Genomic DNA, 15236 nt, shown 5'->3' on the forward strand with positions numbered 1-15236 from the left:
CAACTTGCCGAGCGGACGGTCGGCCGAACCACAGCTGGTCGCCGGTCCACGTGCCACTCGCGCCTCGATATCAGTTACATGCCCATTGGCGTGATGCATGACGAGCCACATCGAATGATGGGTATCGTCGAGCGTAACGAGGATTTTTCCGGGCACACGGAATGTTCGAACCAGCCGCCGAAAGCAGCCGATCCCGTATTCTGGGTTCACAGGGAAATGGCTTAGACTCACTTATTCCTCTCCAAGTTTCATCTTATATGAAAACTGGATTTCGTCAACACAGACGTTGACGTTGATGAGGCCGCTTGCCTCCCACGTGCGTTGAGTGCAAGTTCGGGGGCATGAATGATAAAAGCAGCAACATTTCTAAACGCCGGCGGACGGCTCGTGCAAAAGACAGCGCCGATTACGTCGCCAAGCGGGCGGAGGTGCTGGGCGCGGCCGCCACTTTGTTCAAGCAGCAGGGCTTCCATTCCACGCGGCTCGCGGATGTCGCCCGAGAAGCTGGTCTTGATCGGGCTACCATCTATTATTACGCCGGTAGTAAGGAGGAACTGCTGCAGGATATCGTTGGGGGTGTCCTAGACACGGCCATCGCTGCCGCGGAGGAATTGCGTGCGAATGACGCGCTCACCGGCATGCAGCGGCTGCATCAGATCTTCGTGATCCTGATGACGAGCTATGAAGAAAATTATCCGGCGACTTTCGTCTATATACAGGAGCAGATGCATCAGGTCGGCGTGCAGGAGACTGAATGGGCGCAGTTGATCATGAAGCGCACGCGTTTGTTCGACCGGATGCTGATCGATTTCATCAACGAGGGGATCGAGGATGGCGATCTGCGATCAGACATACCGCCCCGTCTCCATGAGAATGCCCTGTTCGGGATGCTGAACTGGACGCATCGCTGGTTCGTACCGGGCGGCAGCCTGACAGGACGACAGGTCGCCGAAACATTCTGGTCCATCTATACCGGCGGAGCGCTTACCGACGCGGGCCGTGCTAAGGCGCTTCCATCGCCGCCGGTCCTCAGCGCCGTCAGCGGCTGAGGTTGCCCAGCACGCCAACCTCGGACTGCTGTCCGAATATTTCCAGCATATGCTGCGTGTCGGAATATTCCCGCACGCTGCATATCCGGTCCCCGTCGAGATCGAACCTGAAATGATAGGCATTGGCATAGACGCGACCGTCGCACAGCCGTGCATGCGAGGTCGCTTCCGCTGACACCTGTCGGCCCTCGCTGATCATGCTCGACGGCGTGATCGTCAACGCCCCGTCGAGATAGAGCGGTTTTACTTTGCGCAGCAAACTGCCCAGCGTGGCCTTGTCGATCGTCCCTGACATACCGTGCACGTTCCCCAAGACCCACCATGTCGCGTCTTCGGTCAGATATTCGAGGATCGCCTCGACATCACCCGATGAAAAGCTATCCAGAAACGCGGCAACGATAGCTCTCGGCTCGCTCACGAAGCCGGCTCTTTGAGCCGATCCCTCAGTGCCCGCTTGTCGATCTTCGTGGCGGACATCGGCCAGTCGGACGCAGCAAGAAATATGATTGCGCGCGGTACCTTGTAGCTTGCGATTCGGCCCCGACAGTGCGCGATGAGCCCATCTTCGTCGATTTCATGTCCTGGATGAATTTCGACGAACGCAACCGGAACTTCATCGAGGCGGATATCGAAACGGCCGACTACCTCAACAGTCTTGACTGCCGGATGCGTAGCCAGAAAGGCTTCGATCTCGACGGCGGCGACATTTTCGCCACCGACCTTGAGCATGTCCTTGTAGCGACCTCCAAAGACGAGGCTTCCACCGGGAAGGCGCGTATAGAGATCGCCGGTCTTGAGCCAGCCGTCCGCCGTGAGTGCTTCAGCAGTTTTCTCCGGCGCTGCCCAATATCCCTCCATCACATTGTAGCCACGCACCCAGATTTCGCCGAGCGTGCCATCGGGAAGGTCGTTGCCGGTTTCCGGATCCACAATGCGAATCTCGATGCCAGGGCTCGCCTTTCCATTCGTGGTTGATCGCGACACCCGATCTTCGTCAGGATCGCTCAACGCGAAGACGCCGGCCGTTTCGGTCATGCCGCAACCCTGTATCACTTCGCAATTTGGAAGCAGCGTCTGAACCAAATCGACCTGCGCAGGGGGTGCGATGATGCACAGATGTCGCATACTGGCGAGTTTTGCCGGATCGAAGCTCGGATGCCCAATAAGTCCCTGCATAATCGCCGGGAACCAAGGCCATGTCAGGGTGACCTTTTCGTCATACATGAGCTGAAGCGCTCGGCCGGCTTCGAAATAGCCGTCCGTCAGAAATGTGCCGGCGACTCCGAGCGTGCCGACAAATGGCGCGAAGGTTCCGATATGGAACAAGGGGCCGGCGCCCCACACGACATCATGGTCAGGTGCTTTCAGCCGATGTCGAGCCCGCTCTACGGGGCCACGGGTGACTGCCTCGTGACTAAGGACGCAGCCCTTAGGGTTGGCCGTCGTGCCCGAGGTGTAGATGATGAGCGCAGCATCGCGGACCCGGACCTGCCGTCGCCTGGTTTCGATGACCGAAGGCTCGATATGGTCGGCGAGCGCCTGGAACGCTGCGACGTCCATGACGCCTTGCCCGCCACTGCCGCGCACAAGGACAATGTGCTCCAGATGCGGCGCAGGTTCGCCTTCAAGCCCACTTGCCAGCACTGCCGGGAAATCCACCGGATCGTCGGGATGTCGGCTCGTCAGGATCGCCACCAGATCGGCATTGCGGATGATATATCCCAATTCCGTCGCCTTGTGGCGCGCGTTCAGCGGTACGGCAACGCAGCCGAGCAGCGCAACGCCAAGAATGGCTTCGGCGAATTCCACGCAATTGGGAATGAGCAGGCCGACATGTTCGCCACGGCGGACGCCCAGAGCCGTCAGCGATCGTGCGACTCGAACAGCCCCATCGCGCATAGCCGAATAGGTGGCGCGCTGGCTCGGCAGCACGAGAGCATCACGCTCCGGAGCGACTGCCGCTGCCCGGAAAAGCAAGTCCCCCAAGGTTGAAACTTCGGTCGTGATCGGACGATCCATCATGTTCCTCTCCGCTCCAGGCCGTGCAGCTTCGCACAGCATCATCGAGCCGAATGCACTTATGCGAAAAAAAATTAGCGGTCGTCAACACGAGAGTTGACAAGTCCTCCGAAAGGGGATTGGATTAAGGGGTCGACACAGGATCAACCCTAAGAGCGGGGGAGCATGAAAGCTCCTTTGGGGATGGAGAGGTATGAAGTTTCATCTTATGCAGACCGGTGTTGTCGGTCGCCGTCATGAAATCGAGCAGGGCATGGCCGGTCAGCGGCCGGAACTGTATCAGCGTTTCCTCGAAGAAGTTAAGGGCTATGTGCAGCTTGCCGACGAGCTTGGTTTCTACGGCTATTGCCAGCCCGAGCACCACCTTCAGATCGAGGGTTTCGAGGCCAATAATCATCCTGGCATGTTCAGCCTGTTCGTCGGGCAGCATAGCAAGCGGATGAAGGCCGGCATCATGGGCTACACCATGACCACGCACAATCCGGTCCGCGTCGCCGAGGAAATCGCAACGCTCGATCACATGCTGCAGGGCCGGCTCTATTGCGGTTTCACCCGGGGCTATCATGCCCGCTGGGTCGATGCCTACGGTATCAAGGAAGGCGTCAGCGCCACCACTCCCGACAATGTGAAAGCGCGCGACGAGCAGGATGCGCGCAACCGCTCGCTGTTCGAAGAAGGCGTACGCGTCGTCAAGAAGGCCTGGACCAACGACGTGTTCAGCCACAAGGGTGACAACTGGCAGTTCCCGCCAGAAGGAGGCTCCACCGGTCATCCCGCTTACGCCAAATATGGCAAGGGACAGGACGAGAATGGCCGGGTGCAGCAGATCGGCATCGCGCCGCTGCCATTCCAGCGCCCTCATCCCCCCATCTATGGCGGCTTTGCGGCTTCCGGGCGGACGATCGACTTCTGGGCCGAAGAGGGCGGAAAGCTGATCGTTCTTTCCGACAATATCGACTTTTGCGAGCAGTTAAACAATCGCTACATTGCTACGGCCGCCAAGAATGGCCGCGAGGTCACGAAAACGGATGCATCGGCCTGGGGCGGCTTCCTCATGCTGACGGACGACAAGGACCGCGCGGCCAAGCTCATGGAAGAGCATATGTGGTTTTGGGACGAGTGGTTCATTCCCCTTGGCCAGCGCCCGCCTAACGTCCTGATCGGTTCGGCTGATGAGATCGCCGAGAAGATTGGCCGCGCCCATGATCGGCTCGGCTTCGACGAGCTTTTCCTCATGTTCGGGCAGGGCCATCTGGAGCCTGAGGCTAATCAGGAAGAACTGGAAAAATTCATCAGCAAGGTCGCGCCGCGCTTCTCGATCAAGGATGCCGAAGGCACGTTCGTCTAAGCCGGTTCAAAGGTAATTCAAAGATTAGGAGAGAGAAATGGCAATGCAGTGCGGCATCTTCATGACCCCCTACAACCCGCCGAGCCGGACGGCACGGCAAGTTTTCGACTGGGCGCTCGACATAGCGCGGATCGCAGATGAGGCAGGCTATGCCGATTTCATGATCGGCGAACATTACACCCTTGGCTGGGAAAATATTCCCATGCCCGAGGCCATCATTGCGGCATGCGCGCAAACGACTAAGCAGATTCGCTTCGCGCCGATGGCGCATCTGCTGCCCTATCACGATCCTGCCACGCTCGCGATCCGCATCGGCTGGCTGAGCCAGGTTATGGAAGGTCGCTACTTCCTTGGCGTAGCACCGGGCGGCCACCATACGGACGCCATTCTTCACGGCTTCGAAAGCATCAGCGAACTGCCGCCAATGCAACTCGAGGCTCTTCATTTGATCGAGCGTGTCTGGGAGGGAAAGCCTTTCCTGGAAAAGGGTAAATATTTCAAGGCTGGCTTCCCAGGCGCGGATACGATGCCGGAATATAATGTCATCATCGCCGACAACAGTCCCTATGGCGGTCGAGACAAGATGGAAATCGCAGTCACGGGACTATCGCAAAATTCGTCGTCGATGCGTTTCGCCGGCGAGCGCGATTACTCGCCTATCTCCTTCTTCGGCGGTACCCCGCAGATGAAGGCGCACTGGGATACCTGGGCGACGGCGATGGAATCGAAGGGGCGTACACCCGATCGCAAACGCTATCGTGTCTGCCGCGATATATTCATCGCGGACACCGATGCGGAGGCCAAACGGCGCTTCCTTGCCAGTGGCCTTGCCCAAACGTGGAAGCATTATCTCAAGGAAATCTACGTCAAGTTCGGCCTGTTCAACGGCATCATCCAGGACTCCGGCAAGGATTTGACGCCCGACGATATCGACGAGGATTTCCTCGCCGAGCATGTGGTGTTGTGTGGCTCGCCCGAAACTGCGATCGAGAAGCTCGAAGCCCTTGCCGACAAGGTCGGCGGTTGGGGCCAGTTGGTCTATAACCAGCATGACAGCATCGACGATCCCAAGCCTTGGGAAGAGTCGTTACGTCGGTTCGCGTCGGAAGTCGCACCGAAGGTGCGGATGCCCGGTATCGACTAAAACCGCAAACAGGGCATCCTTGGAGGCGCGCTACCTGTTCCCGTCCTTGCTGACTGCACGAGGTAAGGGCGGGAGTGTAGCGGGCAGGGGGCACGCCTGCGTTTTGTGTCACAAAGATTCCGACAGGCCCAACGAGGCAGATCGTAAGGAGAGAGAAAATGGCAACCGGCCGCGCCACCGTCCTGGTGGAACCCAACAAACTGGAAACGTGGGACGTGCCGGTGGTCGAACCCGAGCATGGCGGGGCGCTGGTGCGCATCGTGCTGGGCGGCGTGTGCGGCAGCGACGTCCACATCACCACGGGACAGGCCGGCATTATGCCGTTCCCCATCATCCTGGGCCATGAAGGTATCGGACGGATCGAGAAGCTCGGTGGCTTTGATACCGATTATGCTGGCGTGCCAGTCAAGCCGGGCGACTTGGTCTACTGGTCGCCGATTTCCGCCTGTCATCGCTGCCACAGCTGCAACGTCCTCGACGAAACTCCTTGCGAGAATTCGCGGTTTTTCGAAGACGCCAACAAGCCCAATTGGGGCAGCTATGCCGACTTCGCCTGGCTGCCCAATGGCCTTGCCTTTTTCAAGCTTCCGGACGGCGCAGATCCGCTTGCCGTCGCGGCGTTGGGTTGCGCTCTGCCAACCGTGCTGCGCGGCTTTGACCGCTGCGGACCGGTTCGCCTCGGCGAAACAGTCGTGGTGCAGGGCGCCGGACCGGTTGGCCTGTCGGCCGTCCTTGTCGCCAAACAGGCTGGCGCCAGGGATGTCATCGTCATAGACGGTGTCGACAGCAAGCTGGAGGTGGCGCGCAGCCTAGGCGCGACAGCAACAGTCTCGCTGTCGGATTCGCCTGAAGAACGGCGTCGGCAAATATATGACATCGCCGGTCCTTCCGGCCCGTCGCTGGTCGTAGAGGCTGCGGGTTTCCTGCCTGCTTTCCCTGAAGGTGTCGATCTCACCGGCATTCATGGGCGCTACGTCATTCTGGGCCTGTGGGGAGCGATCGGAACGCAGCCCATCTCCCCGCGCGACATGACGACCAAGAATATCACGATCGCCGGGGCGACCTTCCCGAAGCCCAAACATTATCACGGCGCGATGCATCTGGCCGCGCAGTTGCAGGATAAGGTGCCCCTCGCATCGCTGGTGACGCATCGCTACGCGATCGAAGATGCCGGCAAGGCCCTAGACGCAGTCCATCACGGCAAAGTGATCAAGGCGGTCATCGACCCCGAACTCTCGCCGGCAAGCTGAGGAACGGGAAATGGGCAACAGCGTCACCGGCAAGAGTATCATCGTCACGGGCGCTGGAAGCGGCATGGGTCGAGCCTGCGCCATCGAAATGGCCCGTCAGGGCGGCAAGGTCTTCGCCGTCGACATCAACCTCCAGGCAGTCGAGGAAACCGTCGCTCAGATAATCGGGGAAGGGTTCGTCGGCGTCGTGCATCAATGCGACCTGCGTGACCCCGAGCAGATCAAGGCGATGATGGCGAAAGCGGCGGAATTGTTCGACGGCATTGACGTCCTGCACAACAACGCTGCCGTGCATGAGACCGACCTTACCGCGCAGACCTCGATCGAGGACCTGCCTGATGACGTGTGGGACAAGGTCTATGAGATCAATCTGCGCGCCGTATGGCTGGCGATCAAGTATGCGGCGCCCTATCTCAAGGCGTCGAAGCGCGGTCCTGCCATCGTCAATGTGGCATCGACCGGCGCATTCGTATCCTACCCCCAGGCCGGTGCCTATTGCGCAACGAAGGGTGGCGTCCTGATGCTGACCAAGGCGGCCGCTGTCGATCTCGCCAAATATGGCATCAGGTGCAACTGCTACTGTCCTGGCGCTATCGATACGCCGATGGTCCAGAAATATTACGAGGCGGCGCCGGACAAGGATCTTATTCTGACCGTGATGACCGGCTCCCATCTCATCCCGCGCCTTGGGCGACCCGAGGAGATTGCGAAGCTCGCCTGCTTCCTGGCCTCGGACGATTCCAGTTTCATCACCGGCGCTGCCTATGTGATCGATGGTGGCACGCTAGCTTGGCGCGGCGTGAACGCCTGAATTTTAAGGGGCGAAAGCGGCATTCCGATCATGTGGTCGGGATGCCGCTTTTGATTCAATCCACGCCCACATGTGCCGGTGTCTGAGCGGCAAGTTGCAGGCAGTCCTCGAGTGCGCGCCGTCCTGCCCCCAATTTGATGGCATTGTCCAGGTGCAGTCTAAAGCCCGGCATGAACCGGTGCGAAGGCATCGCATCGCTAGCCATGGCAAGCAGTTCTTTGGTGCGGGCCGACACCGTCCGTGTTTTCCACGGCACCGCGCAGAAGTCGAAGAACGCCTCGAACTGCGCTGGCGACAGTTTGAGCATCGAGCGCAGAAATCCCGGCAATTCGTTTTCCATCCGATCCCAGAAAGGATCGTTTCCGACGCGGGCGTCCCAGATCTTCTGCTCGTCTGCGTTGAAGGCAATGGTGCCGTCGCTTTCGGTCAGGCCGGCCCCTGTCGTGATTAGACTGGACGTCAGCATCAGCGAATGCACGCCCAGACCCGCCATCAAAGAGACGATCTCCTGTATCTGCTGTGGGGTGGCCCCAAGTGTCAGGGCCTCGCTGATGCCAAGTCCGCTGGCAGCTTTGTTCAGGGACGGGAGGGCACAGGCAAGGCCCAGTTTGACAAGCGCCCGATCGATAGGGGGCAGGGCCTCACCATCACCTACGTCCGCAGCCGTTACCAGCGCGCTGAACTCCTCAATCCCAACTCCCGACGACAACGCCATGATTTTTTCTCCGGTTTTTCAACTCTGGTGTTGACGGCTCAATATGCTTGTGTCAACTCCAGCGTTGACGATGGAGGGGCGTACTGAGTCCCCCACGTGAACTGGCCTTAACACGGCCTATAGGAGAGGGAGGATAGCTTGACCCGAGCAATTACCAAGCAGCTGCGCCATATGAGCCTTCTGGCGTCTACAGCCATTGCTATCACGACACTGCCAGCCGGCATTGCCAGCGCGCAGGTGGCCGATCAGGCTAACGAACCCGCCACGCGCGGCGGTGCGGCCGACATCGTCGTTACGGCGCAAAAGCGCGAACAACGTCTGAACGACGTGGGTCTTGCGGTCACAGCTATCGGCGGCGAAGCCCTTCAAAATCGCCAGATTGCGAGCCTTACGGATATCGCCTCGGCCGTTCCCGGACTCGTATTTTCCAACAGTGCGTCCAACACGCCAGTCTACACCCTGCGCGGCGTAGGCTTCAACGACACGACGCTTGGCTCCTATCCTGACGTCAGCGTCTATCTGGACGAAGCGCCGCTTCCGTTCCCGGTCATGACCAAGCTGGTCGGGTTCGACCTGGACCGTCTTGAAGTACTTAAGGGGCCGCAGGGCACGCTCTTTGGCAACAATGCCACTGGTGGCGCGATCAACTTTATCGCTGCCAAGCCGACCAAGACTTTCGAGGCCGGCGGAACGGTAAGCTATGGCCGTTTCAACACCATTGACGGCAAAGCCTATGTCAGCGGACCGATCTCCGACACGCTGGGTGTTCGCATTTCGGGCAAGGCTACGCATTCCGACGACTGGCAGAAAAGCTATACCACCGACGCAAAGACCGGTGGCAGCGAGAATTATGCCGGCCGCATCATCCTTGCCTGGGAACCGACCGATCGGCTCCGGGTCAACCTCAACGTCAACGGATGGCTCGAGAAGGGCAAACCGCCAGCGCTGCAGCTGATCGGCATCCGCAACGCAGGCCCTGGCAACCCAGTCACAGGATATCCGCTGGCTCCCGAGAATGCCCGCTCGGCTGATTTCTCGACGAACATCGATCCTTATCTCGACAACAGCATGTGGCAGGCGATCGGACGGATCGACTATGATCTGACCGATGATATCTCTGTGACTTCGCTGACGTCCTACGTCGATTACAAGCAGAAGATGGCGTTCGACGGCGACGGCACTACGCTCAACAACGCGGATTTCCGCTTCTTCGGCGGCGGCATCAAGAGTTTCTCGCAGGAACTGCGGATCGCAAATGGCGGCAACAACCCGTTCCGCTACATTCTGGGTCTGAACTATTCCGACGATCGTGCGAAGGACAGATCGGAACTCGACTATCGCGACTCCACGATCAATACCGGCACCGCGGCATTCGGCGGGATTTTCCGGTCTGGTTTCCGCGCCAACCAGAATATGAAAAATTACGCCGCCTTCGCCAACGCGGAATATGATGTCGGTGACCTGACCTTCAAAGGCGGTATCCGCTATACGAAGTCCAAGCGCGACGCGAACAGTTGCTTCTTCGGCATCGCCGCCGAAGGTTCGAACCTGCCGTTCGCGCCGCTCTACACTTTCTTCGCCAACCTGCTCCGTTCGCAAAACGGACTGTCACCGATCACTGTCACGCCCGAACAGACGCTGGGCTGTCTGACCATCGACAATACCGGATTGCTGGGCGCTGATCCCACTTTCCTGCCCGGCCAGTTCGTCGGCAAGCTGAACGAGGATAACGTCTCATGGCGTGCGGGCATCGATTACAAGCCGCGTCCCGGTATCCTGCTCTACGCCAACGTCGCAAAGGGCTATAAGGCGGGCAGCTTCCCGTCGGTCGCGGCCTCGACGACCCAGCAGAGCCAGCCGGTGCGTCAGGAATCGCTGCAATCCTACGAAGCGGGCTTCAAGCTTTCGCTGATCGACCGGACGCTCCAGGCCAATGGCGCGATCTTCTACTACGACTATCGCAACCGCCAGATCCGTTCGAAGCTGCTCGATCCCAATTTCGGTCCGCTCGACGTTCTCGTGAACGTGCCCAAGTCCAACGTGAAGGGTCTCGAACTGGAACTGACGGCTAATCCCGCAGACTGGTTCAGCGCCTACGCCAACTTCACCTATCTCGACGCGAAGGTGAAGCGTTACACCGGCCTCAACCCCGAAACGCTGGCGGTCGGACAGAATTTCGACGGTGCGGCACTGCCCTATACGCCGAAATATCAGATCTCGACGGGCTTCAGCGTGGACTTCCCGGTCAGCGACAACCTCAACGGTTTCGGTGGCGCGGATCTCAACTATCGTAGCCAGACCAATGCGTTCATCGGCGCCTCGAACCTGTTCGAGATCAAGGACTATGGCACGCTCGATCTGCGGGCAGGCATCAAGTCCCAGGATGACCGCTGGTCGTTCCAGGTCTGGGGCAAGAACGTGACCAACAGCTACTATTGGGACAACGTCGCCTTCTTCTTCGACACCGTGACGCGCTGGCCGGCCCGCCCGGCTACCTATGGCGCAACCTTGAGCGTCAAGTTCCGCTGACGCTTGCTCTCCCGCTCGGCCGAGGGGGCGAGCGGGAGGGACTACCGCTTTCAAAGGAGAATGACGAAAGATGACTGACCAGCAGATATCGCGGCTTTTGGAGCAGCAGGCGATCGAACGGATGATGTTCGAATATTCCTACTATCTCGACATGAACGATCCCGTGAACATGGCGACGCTCTTCGTGGATGACTGCGAGGTCAGCTACGCTCCCAATTTCGGCGCGGTCGGCATCGAAGCCTATAAGAAAACCCTCGACGGTATCGGTACCTTCTTCAAGGGCACCAGCCACCATAATTCCAATACTGTCGTCGACTTCATCAGCGAGACCGAAGCGGACGTCCGCTCGATCGTGCTGGCGGTCCATCGCTACACCAAGGAGCGTCCCGACGGCATCCTGTACGGCCAGTATTTCGATCGCGTCGTCAAGGTCGATGGGCAGTGAAGTTCAAGCGCCGCGAGCTGCGCACGACCATGACCACCGACTATCACGTCAAGGCTTTCAACCCCATCGGCCGACTGGAGTAATTGCTCCATGCCTCCCTATGAAGCCATCAGGATAGAGCATGAGGAGGCGTTGAGCTGGATCGTCCTCAATCGTCCCGAGGCCGCCAACGCCTTGTCGCCGCAATTGCTCGACGAGTTCGGCCATGCGCTCGAAATGCTCAAGCATGAAGGCGGTCCGGTCATCGCCATACGGGGCGAGGGCAGGGGCTTTTGTTCCGGCATCGATCTGGGAGGCTATGGCGGGGGCGACAAGGGGCCGGCCGATCCGATGGCCGACCGCGCCCGCCTTGAAGCCAACGTCGCGCGCTGGTTGCAGATGTGGGACCACCCAAAGCCCGTCATCGCGGCGGTCCATGGCTATTGCATGGCCGCCGCCGCACAGATGTGCGTGTTCACCGACATCACGGTGGTTGCCGATAATGTGAAGATCGGCGAACCGACCATCCCCATAGGCGGCGGCTTCATTGCTCCCGCCTGGGTTTCCCTCGTCGGGCATAAGCGGGCGAAGGAATTTGCATTCGTGCCGGGCAACTGGATCGATGGTCCCACGGCCGTCGAATGGGGCTGGGCCAATCACTGCGTTCCGGCCGAAGACCTCATCGCCTGCGTCCGCTCGCTGGCCGAGCGCATTGCCCTCACGCCGCCTGAAGTGCTCAGGCTCAAGAAGCTGTCGATCAACCGTGCGGCCGAAGCCCAGGGCTTCCGTCAGTCGCTCTCCGGCATCGCCGAGATCGACGCGCTGCTGCACCTCGCACCCGCCGTCCTCGAGATCCGTGCCCGCATGAAGGACAAGGGCCTCAAGGCGGTCATCCAGGAATATAAAGTCGCGCCGACGAGCCCGCTGGTCGCGCCAAAGGAGTCATGAATGTCTGACATCGAATTCACTAAAGACGGCCATACCGCGCATGTGAAGCTCAACCGTCCGCAAGGTCTCAATGCGATCACGCAGGAGATGGATGATCTGCTGCTCGCTGCATGGACCGACATCAACGACGACCCGGATATCTGGACCGTCATTCTTTCGGCTGAAGGCGAGAAAAGCTTCTGCATCGGTGCGGACGTCTCCGGAGGCGCCGAGCGCAAGACGCGCATGGCGCTGGCTGGTGGCCTGACCGGCATCGGCGGCCCGCTCGTAAAACTGAAAAAGCCCCTTATCGTTGCGGTCCAGGGCTTCTGCGTTGGTGGCGGTTTCGAACTCGCCATGTGCGCCGACATCATCGTTGCGGCCGACACAGCCCAGTTCGGCCTGCCCGAAACGAAAGTTGGCATCATCGGCGAATGCGGCGTCGTGCATCGCGCCGTGCGCCAGCTTCCCCACCATATCGCAATGGCCATGATCCTGACCGGCGATCGCATCAAGGCGGAAGCCGCGGAGCGCTATGGTCTGGTCAACGAGGTCGTTCCCTATGCCGATCTCGCTGCCACGGCGCAGAAATGGGCCGACAAGATCAATGGTGCATCGCCGCTGGCCAACCAGGCCGCGAAGGTCGCCGCCCTCGACCGGCTCGGCTACCCGCTCGAGGTGGCCCTCATGACGAAGTTCGAGGAAATCGAGCAATATGCCGCCAGCGCGGACAAGCGTGAAGGCGAACAGGCCGCGGGCGAACGCCGCAAGCCGGTGTGGACCGGACGCTGACCTAACCAAGGAGGAGCCAGGTAATGAGTGATCATGTCTATCGGGTTATTGAGATCGTCGGCTCCTCCACGTCGAGTGTGGACGACGCGATCAAGACCGCCATCGCGCGCGCCAGCGAGACACTGCATGGCCTGCGATGGTTCGAGTTGGTTCAGACCCGTGGACATATCGAGGACGGTCAGATTCAGCATTTTCAGGTCACATTGAAAGTCGGCTTCGTCGTCGACCCCGTGACCGGCTCCGACTGAACGCCATACTGAACGAGGCGCCCTGTGTTATCTTCTCAGCAAGTCCTTCCCATCGACCCCAAATGGTATCGCCAGGTTCTCGGGCAGTATCCGACCGGTGTCTGCGTGATCACCGCGACGGCCAGCGATGGCGTTCCCGTATCGATGGTCGTGGGTTCCTTCACGTCGGTCTCGTTGAACCCGGCGTTGGTCGCCTTCTTTCCCGATCGAGGATCGAGCAGTTGGGCCAAGTTACGCGACTGCGAGCATTTCTGTGTGAATATCCTGGGTGCAGAGCAGGAGCCTGTCTGTCGCCAACTTGCGTCCAAGGACCCTAACAAATTTGACGGCGTCGCCCACCGGATTTCGGAACGAGGCTGTCCTGTCCTTGAAGATGTGGTCGCGTGGATAGAATGCCGACGCTACGCCATCACCGATGCTGGGGACCATGAGATGGTCACAGGCGAAATTGTCGCGCTCGACATCGCTGGCGGCGGACTGCCTCTTCTCTTTTTTCAGGGCGGCTATGGCCAGTTTGCCCCCGGCTCGCTCGTCGCGAGCGAAGCGCCGGGCCTGTCTCTTGCCCAGCTTCGGCAGGTCGATCGGGCGCGCGCCGAACTGGAGCGTCTTGCTGCCGAAACCGGAGGACGCTGCATTGTTACCCTCCGGTCCGGCGAGGAACTGATCGTGGCAGCGAGTGCCGGACAGGGACATATTCCAGGCATCGCAACGCTCGTCGGGCAACGATTGCCGTTCCGCCTGCCGACCGGGTCGGTGTTCGCAGCCTGGCTCTCAGATCAGGAAGTCGGCCCCTGGCTTGGCCGCCACGATGTTCCGGTTCGCGAAACTGCGGCCACCGTTCTTGCCACAGTGCGCGAACGCGGCTTCTCGGTCGGCCTTATCAGCGAGGCACAACGCATCTTCTCCGCGCAACTGGCCGCCGCGGGTGACGACGAGATCGCGGTCGAGGCGCTGGAGGAGCTGATTTCCGACCTGGCCTATGATCCGGCCGAATGGACCGATGCGACCAAGGGACAGGCGCGGGTCATCTCGGTGCCGGTTTTTGGTACCGACGGCGCCGTCGCAATGGCGCTGACACTCTATGGTTTTCCCAAGCCTCCAGAAGGCGGCATCGATATCTATATCGCGCATCTGATCGAAGCAGCCACCCGCGTTGGCGCGGGTCTTGGAGCCCGCGCGCAATAGAATATGAACCTGCCGGGCGACAGCAGCCTTTTCATTCAACTTACAAGGAGACACCGATGGACATGCGTGATGTCGCAGCAATCGTCACGGGAGGCGCATCGGGCCTGGGTGGCGCAACAGCCTCGATGCTTGCCGCGCACGGCGCACGGGTCGCGATCTTCGATCTCAATGAGGAACAGGGGACAAGGAAGGCCCAGGAATTGAGCGGCGCGTTCTTCCGGGTCGATGTCGCCGACGCGCAGAGCGTGAAGGATGGGCTGGAAGCCGCAGCACAGGCGCACGGCACGGCGCGCATCCTGGTGAACTGCGCAGGCGTCGCGCCGGCGATCAAGACGGTCGGTCGGGAAAATGTGCCGCATCCGCTCGACAGCTTTCGCCGCGCCGTCGAGATCAATCTCATCGGCAGCTTCAACGTTATCGCTCAGTTCGCCGCCCTTCTGGCCGCTGCCGAGCCCCTCGGCGAGGAACGTGGCGTCATCGTCAACACCGCAAGTGTTGCCGCCTATGACGGGCAGATGGGCCAGGCGGCCTACGCCGCGTCCAAGGGCGGCGTCGTGGGCATGACGCTACCGGTCGCCCGCGATCTAGCGCAGCACAAGATCAGGGTCATGACGGTCGCGCCGGGCATCTTCCTGACGCCGATGCTGATGGGATTGCCCCAGCCGGCGCAGGATTCGCTTGGTCAGCAGGTTCCACATCCCAGCCGCTTGGGCCGGCCGGAAGAATATGCTCAACTGGTGGAAGCCATCATCGGCAACCCCATGCTCAATGGTGAAGTCATCAGGCTCGACGGCG

At 60.1% G+C, this 15236-nt stretch carries 15 protein-coding genes and 1 pseudogene; 12 read left to right on the forward strand and 4 right to left on the reverse strand.

What is annotated here, in order from left to right:
• Positions 1-210: pseudogene (locus SKA58_RS20305) on the reverse strand (hypothetical protein); the annotation flags it as partial.
• 131 nt (positions 211-341) lie between these two features.
• On the opposite strand from SKA58_RS20305, the gene SKA58_RS07535 reads away from it, so the two are divergent.
• Positions 342-1049 carry a TetR/AcrR family transcriptional regulator gene (locus tag SKA58_RS07535; RefSeq protein WP_009821795.1) on the forward strand — a complete coding sequence of 236 codons (708 nt, stop codon included), beginning with the start codon at positions 342-344 and terminating at the stop codon, positions 1047-1049.
• Here SKA58_RS07535 and SKA58_RS07540 read toward each other — a convergent pair.
• Positions 1039-1467 carry a nuclear transport factor 2 family protein gene (locus tag SKA58_RS07540; RefSeq protein ID WP_009821796.1) on the reverse strand — a complete coding sequence of 143 codons (429 nt, stop codon included), beginning with the start codon at positions 1465-1467 and terminating at the stop codon, positions 1039-1041. The two genes, SKA58_RS07535 and SKA58_RS07540, sit on opposite strands and share 11 nt — an antisense overlap.
• Positions 1464-3113 (reverse strand): class I adenylate-forming enzyme family protein, encoded by a 1650-nt coding sequence (locus SKA58_RS07545; protein WP_332249797.1) that lies wholly within the window; start codon positions 3111-3113, stop codon positions 1464-1466. Before SKA58_RS07545 ends, SKA58_RS07540 begins: the two co-directional genes overlap by 4 nt.
• Positions 3114-3261: 148 nt before the next feature.
• Between SKA58_RS07545 and SKA58_RS07550 the strand changes: the two genes are divergently transcribed.
• From SKA58_RS07550 to SKA58_RS07565, 4 genes are all read left to right on the forward strand, one after another.
• Positions 3262-4416 carry an LLM class flavin-dependent oxidoreductase gene (locus SKA58_RS07550; protein ID WP_009821798.1) on the forward strand — a complete coding sequence of 385 codons (1155 nt, stop codon included), beginning with the start codon at positions 3262-3264 and terminating at the stop codon, positions 4414-4416.
• 37 nt (positions 4417-4453) lie between these two features.
• Positions 4454-5560, forward strand: a complete 1107-nt coding sequence (locus tag SKA58_RS07555; protein ID WP_009821799.1) for an LLM class flavin-dependent oxidoreductase — start codon at positions 4454-4456, stop codon at positions 5558-5560.
• A gap of 158 nt (positions 5561-5718) precedes the next feature.
• Positions 5719-6810: a zinc-binding dehydrogenase gene (locus SKA58_RS07560; RefSeq protein ID WP_009821800.1), complete on the forward strand. Its 1092-nt coding sequence runs from the start codon at positions 5719-5721 to the stop codon at positions 6808-6810.
• A gap of 10 nt (positions 6811-6820) precedes the next feature.
• On the forward strand, positions 6821-7621 hold the full coding sequence (locus SKA58_RS07565; protein ID WP_009821801.1) for an SDR family NAD(P)-dependent oxidoreductase: 801 nt from the start codon (positions 6821-6823) through the stop codon (positions 7619-7621).
• Positions 7622-7676: 55 nt separating this feature from the next.
• Here SKA58_RS07565 and SKA58_RS07570 read toward each other — a convergent pair whose 3' ends face one another.
• Positions 7677-8336 (reverse strand): carboxymuconolactone decarboxylase family protein, encoded by a 660-nt coding sequence (locus tag SKA58_RS07570; protein WP_037542267.1) that lies wholly within the window; start codon positions 8334-8336, stop codon positions 7677-7679.
• Between the two features lie 138 nt (positions 8337-8474).
• Here SKA58_RS07570 and SKA58_RS07575 point away from each other — a divergent pair, with 138 nt between their 5' ends.
• The 7 genes from SKA58_RS07575 to SKA58_RS07605 all read left to right on the forward strand — a co-directional run.
• Positions 8475-10865 (forward strand): TonB-dependent receptor, encoded by a 2391-nt coding sequence (locus SKA58_RS07575; protein WP_037542268.1) that lies wholly within the window; start codon positions 8475-8477, stop codon positions 10863-10865.
• 70 nt (positions 10866-10935) lie between these two features.
• On the forward strand, positions 10936-11310 hold the full coding sequence (locus tag SKA58_RS07580; protein ID WP_009821805.1) for a nuclear transport factor 2 family protein: 375 nt from the start codon (positions 10936-10938) through the stop codon (positions 11308-11310).
• A gap of 90 nt (positions 11311-11400) precedes the next feature.
• Positions 11401-12237, forward strand: coding sequence for an enoyl-CoA hydratase-related protein (locus SKA58_RS07585; protein ID WP_009821807.1), 837 nt, complete (start codon positions 11401-11403; stop codon positions 12235-12237).
• On the forward strand, positions 12238-13008 hold the full coding sequence (locus SKA58_RS07590; RefSeq protein WP_009821808.1) for an enoyl-CoA hydratase-related protein: 771 nt from the start codon (positions 12238-12240) through the stop codon (positions 13006-13008). It abuts the gene before it with no gap.
• A gap of 23 nt (positions 13009-13031) precedes the next feature.
• Positions 13032-13256, forward strand: coding sequence for a dodecin (locus SKA58_RS07595; RefSeq protein ID WP_037542269.1), 225 nt, complete (start codon positions 13032-13034; stop codon positions 13254-13256).
• Positions 13257-13280: 24 nt separating this feature from the next.
• Entirely contained in the window at positions 13281-14441 is a 1161-nt protein-coding gene (locus tag SKA58_RS20550) for a flavin reductase (RefSeq protein ID WP_037542273.1), read from the forward strand.
• A 56-nt stretch (positions 14442-14497) separates the two neighbouring features.
• Positions 14498-15236: SDR family NAD(P)-dependent oxidoreductase (locus tag SKA58_RS07605; RefSeq protein ID WP_009821812.1), on the forward strand; the 739-nt coding region annotated here is incomplete at its 3' end.

Source organism: Sphingomonas sp. SKA58 (genome assembly GCF_000153545.1).
Taxonomy (GTDB): Bacteria; Pseudomonadota; Alphaproteobacteria; order Sphingomonadales; family Sphingomonadaceae; genus Sphingobium; species Sphingobium soli.

What these genes read in the sequence shown, in the direction of transcription:
- SKA58_RS07535 (WP_009821795.1), top strand. Translation starts at nt 342, where the DNA reads ATGAATGATAAAAGCAGCAACATTTCTAAACGCCGGCGGACGGCTCGT.
- SKA58_RS07545 (WP_332249797.1), bottom strand. Translation starts at nt 3,113, where the DNA reads ATGATGCTGTGCGAAGCTGCACGGCCTGGAGCGGAGAGGAACATGATG.
- SKA58_RS07550 (WP_009821798.1), top strand. Translation starts at nt 3,262, where the DNA reads ATGAAGTTTCATCTTATGCAGACCGGTGTTGTCGGTCGCCGTCATGAA.
- SKA58_RS07555 (WP_009821799.1), top strand. Translation starts at nt 4,454, where the DNA reads ATGGCAATGCAGTGCGGCATCTTCATGACCCCCTACAACCCGCCGAGC.
- SKA58_RS07560 (WP_009821800.1), top strand. Translation starts at nt 5,719, where the DNA reads ATGGCAACCGGCCGCGCCACCGTCCTGGTGGAACCCAACAAACTGGAA.
- SKA58_RS07565 (WP_009821801.1), top strand. Translation starts at nt 6,821, where the DNA reads ATGGGCAACAGCGTCACCGGCAAGAGTATCATCGTCACGGGCGCTGGA.
- SKA58_RS07570 (WP_037542267.1), bottom strand. Translation starts at nt 8,336, where the DNA reads ATGGCGTTGTCGTCGGGAGTTGGGATTGAGGAGTTCAGCGCGCTGGTA.
- SKA58_RS07580 (WP_009821805.1), top strand. Translation starts at nt 10,936, where the DNA reads ATGACTGACCAGCAGATATCGCGGCTTTTGGAGCAGCAGGCGATCGAA.
- SKA58_RS07585 (WP_009821807.1), top strand. Translation starts at nt 11,401, where the DNA reads ATGCCTCCCTATGAAGCCATCAGGATAGAGCATGAGGAGGCGTTGAGC.
- SKA58_RS07590 (WP_009821808.1), top strand. Translation starts at nt 12,238, where the DNA reads ATGTCTGACATCGAATTCACTAAAGACGGCCATACCGCGCATGTGAAG.
- SKA58_RS07595 (WP_037542269.1), top strand. Translation starts at nt 13,032, where the DNA reads ATGAGTGATCATGTCTATCGGGTTATTGAGATCGTCGGCTCCTCCACG.